Below are 3,722 nucleotides of genomic sequence, written 5' to 3'. Positions count from 1 at the left end.
CTAACTACATGCGATTCACACTGCCTGGCCCTGCTGAATCGATTTAGCGACCCGATTAGGCGCCTATCGCATGTAGTTTGTCACGCTCACTCACAGGCCCCGGCCGTGCTCGGTGTGCTCCTTGACCGGAATCATCGCCGCCAGGCCGATCAGCAGCACCACCACGATGCCGAGGATCCCCCAATACTGCGTGTTCTGCTGACCGGTGACGCGTGCCCCCAGCCAAATGGCGACCCCGAACAGCGCCGGTGACAGGAAGGAGACCACGCGCCCGGTGGTCGCGTAGAGACCGAAGACCTCGCCGGACTTGCCCTGCGGGATCAGCCTTGCCAGGAAGCTTCGGGACGCCGATTGCGCCGGCCCAACGAACATGCACATGATCAGGCCTGCGATCCAGAAGACCACCGCTCCTCGGTCGTGCAGCACGAAGATCACGGTTCCCATCGCCACCAAGGCGACGAGCGCGATCACGATGACCCGCTTGGGGCCGATCTTGTCGTCCAGCAGACCGAAGACGATGGTCGACAATCCCGCGACGATATTCGCGGCGGCCCCGAAGACCACCACATCGCCGCTGCTGAACCCGAAGGTCCCCGCCGCGATCACCGCGCCGAAGGCGAAGACACCGGCAAGCCCGTCACGGAACAGCGCCGAAGCGAAGAGGAAATAGACGGTGTGCCGGCTACTGGTCCACAATCGCCGGATCGTCGCGAACAATTCGGCGTAGGAGGCCGCCACCGGCGCCAGCCAGGTCCAGATCCAGCGCGGCTGCCTGTCTCGATAGGCCTCGATGCCCGGGATCGGGGGTCGCTGGGTGCGGGGCCGGTCGTGCAGGCTGACGAAGGTCGGGATGGTGAAGACCAGCGTCCACAGCGCGCAGACGATCATCGAGACGCGAATGTCCAGGCTGTGATCGCCTGTCACGCCGAACCAGCCGACCTCGGGCTGGATGAAACCGAAATAGATGACCAGCAGCACAAGGATGCCGCCGAGATAGCCCATGCCCCAGCCGAAGCCCGAGACCCGGCCGACGTTGGCCTCACCTGCCACCTCATCGAGCAGCGAGTTGTAGTTCACTCCGGCGATTTCGCTGATGATCGATCCGGCGGCGAGCAGGCAAAGCCCCAGCCACAGGTAAGCCGGTTCGGGTTTCACGAAGTAAAGAGCCGCCGAGATCAGCGCCAGCGTCCAGGTGAGAGCGCGCAACACCGTGACCGTGCGTCCGCTACGGTCGGCGGTCTGCCCCAGCACCGGGGCCGCCAATGCGACAGCGAGCCCCGCGATCGCGGTGGCCCCCGAGAGCGCCTGAGAGGTGAAGTTCGTGTCGCCGAATGACGAGCTGGTCAGGTAGACCGCGAAGACGAACGTGATGATGACGGTGTTGAACGGTTGGGTACCCCAGTCCCACATCGCCCAGCTGACGATCCTTGTCTTGGATGTCTGCTTGGCACGTCCGAGCGCGGTCGCCGGTTCTCCGGATGCCGAGGATGCCGATGGGGCGTCGGCGGCCGGGGCCGTGCTCACGCGTCGATCCGATCGTCGTCGAGTTGATAGGCGCCCTCGATGATGAACTCCTTGCGGGGCCCGACCTCATTGCCCATCAGCATCTCGAAGGTCCGTTCGGCCTGCTCGGCATCGTCCACCGTCAGCCGCCGCAGCAGCCGGCGACGCGGATTCATGGTGGTGTCGGCGAGCTGATCGGCGTCCATCTCACCCAGGCCCTTGTACCGCTGGGGCTCCTTGAACGACTGGCCTTTCTTGGTGAGTTCGGCCAGCTTGCGCTGATACTCAGGATCCGAATAGGTGTAGATGTACTTCTCCATGCCGCGCTTCGGGTTGATCAGCTCGAAGCGGTGCAGCGGCGGCACCGCCGAGTAGACCCGGCCCGCCTCCACCATCGGGCGCATGTAGCGAAAAAAGAGGGTGGCCAGCAGGCAGCGGATGTGGGCGCCGTCGGAGTCCGCGTCCGCCATGAAGATGATCTTGCCGTAGCGCGCTTGGTCGAGATCGAAGGTCTTGCCCGAGCCTGCCCCCACCACCTGAATGATGGACGCGCACTCGGCATTTTTCAGCATGTCGGCGACGCTGGCCTTTTGGACATTGAGGATCTTGCCGCGGATCGGCAGCAGCGCCTGGAACTCGGAATTGCGGGCTCGGCTCGCGGTGCCGAGCGCGGAGTCACCCTCGACGATGAACAGTTCGGCGCTGTCGACCGAAGGCGAGTGGCAGTCCTTCAGTTTGGGCGGCAGGCTGGACGATTCGAGCGCCGTCTTGCGGCGTTGATTCTCCTTGTGGACGCGAGCCGCCGCCCTGGTACGCGACGCGTTAACGACCTTTTCCATCACCAGGCGAGCCTGTGGGCGCTCGGCGGCCTTGGTGGAATTGAGGAAGCCGCCGAGTTCTCTCTCGACGACCTGGGCGACCAGCCGGGAAACCGGCGGGGTGCCCAGGGTCTCTTTGGTCTGGCCCTCGAATTGTGGTTCGGGCAGCCGGACGGTGACGACGGCGGTCATGCCCTCGAGCACGTCGTCCTTGACGATGTCGTCGCCGCTCTTAAGCAGCCGGGTGCCGTCGAGCCCCGACAGAAAGGCCTTCAGCAGGCCGCGTTCGAATCCCTGCAGGTGAGTGCCGCCCTTGGGTGTGGCGACGATGTTCACGAACGAGCGTTCGACCGTCTCGTAGCCGGTGCCCCACCGCACCGCGATGTCGATGAACAGATCGCGCTCGACGTCGGTGGGGGTCATGGCACCGTGGTCGTCCAGCATGGGGACGGTTTCTGTGAACGACTCGTGGCCCTGGATGCGGATCACATCGGTGACCGGCGGGTCGTTGGAGAGGTACTCGGTGAATTCGGAGATGCCGCCGTCGTGCTTGAAATCTTCGGTCATCGGCTCTTCGCCGCGTTCGTCGGTGACGACCAGTTCGAGCCCCGGCACCAGGAAGCTGGTCTGACGGGCGCGTTCGGTGAGGTTGCCCAGGGAGAGTTGGGCACCGGCGAGGAAGATCTGCCGATCCGGCCAGTAGCGCACCCGGGTCCCGGTGCGGTCGCGCGCAACCTTGCCGATCTTGCGCAGTCCGTGTTGAGGGGTGAACCCGGCGTCCGGCCCGTCGCCGTCGAAGATACCGGGGGCGCCTCTGCGGAAGCTCATTGCCCAGGTGGCGCCGTTGCGGTCGACCTCGACGTCGAGCCGGCAACTCAGCGCGTTGACGACTGAGGCGCCGACGCCGTGCAGGCCACCGGCCACGTTGTAGTTGCCGGTGCCGAACTTTCCGCCGGCGTGCAGCTTGGTGTAGACGACCTCGACCCCGACCAGGCCGGTGCGTGGCTCGATGTCGACCGGGATGCCACGTCCCTGATCGGAGACGAAGACGGAGCCGTCGGCGAGCAGTTTGATCTCGATGGAGTCGCCGAATCCGGCGAGGGCCTCGTCCACCGCGTTGTCGATGATCTCCCACAGACAGTGCATGAGCCCGCGGGTATCAGTTGATCCGATGTACATGGCGGGGCGTTTGCGGACCGCCTCCAGCCCTTCGAGGACGAGGAGGTTCTTCGCCTCGTAGTCACGGCTCGGGGCCGCATTCGACGAGCTGGTGTTACGGCGTGGTGGCACGGGGTCGAGCTTACAGACGATTGAGCTGAGAGCAGCGCAAGCTCGCTTGCGGCTGCCGAGGCGATTGAAGTCTGGACGAGCAAGGCGAGTACAGACGATTGAAGCGAGTGG

General features: G+C 64.9%; 2 protein-coding genes. Both read right to left on the bottom strand.

What is annotated here, in order from left to right:
- Positions 1–90: 90 nt before the first annotated feature.
- Positions 91–1,524: an MFS transporter gene (locus AAFP05_RS08330; protein WP_341729394.1), complete on the bottom strand. Its 1,434-nt coding sequence runs from the start codon at positions 1,522–1,524 to the stop codon at positions 91–93.
- A complete protein-coding gene (locus AAFP05_RS08325) occupies positions 1,521–3,611 on the bottom strand; it encodes a DNA topoisomerase IV subunit B (protein WP_341729393.1) in 2,091 nt (696 codons plus the stop codon). Before AAFP05_RS08325 ends, AAFP05_RS08330 begins: the two co-directional genes overlap by 4 nt.
- Positions 3,612–3,722 lie beyond the last annotated feature (111 nt).

Origin of the sequence: Brooklawnia sp., from assembly GCF_032229645.1 — a bacterium.
Taxonomy (GTDB): Bacteria; Actinomycetota; Actinomycetes; order Propionibacteriales; family Propionibacteriaceae; genus Brooklawnia.
Note: the sequence above shows the minus strand (reverse complement) of the source record. Positions and strands in the feature narration are given on the sequence as shown.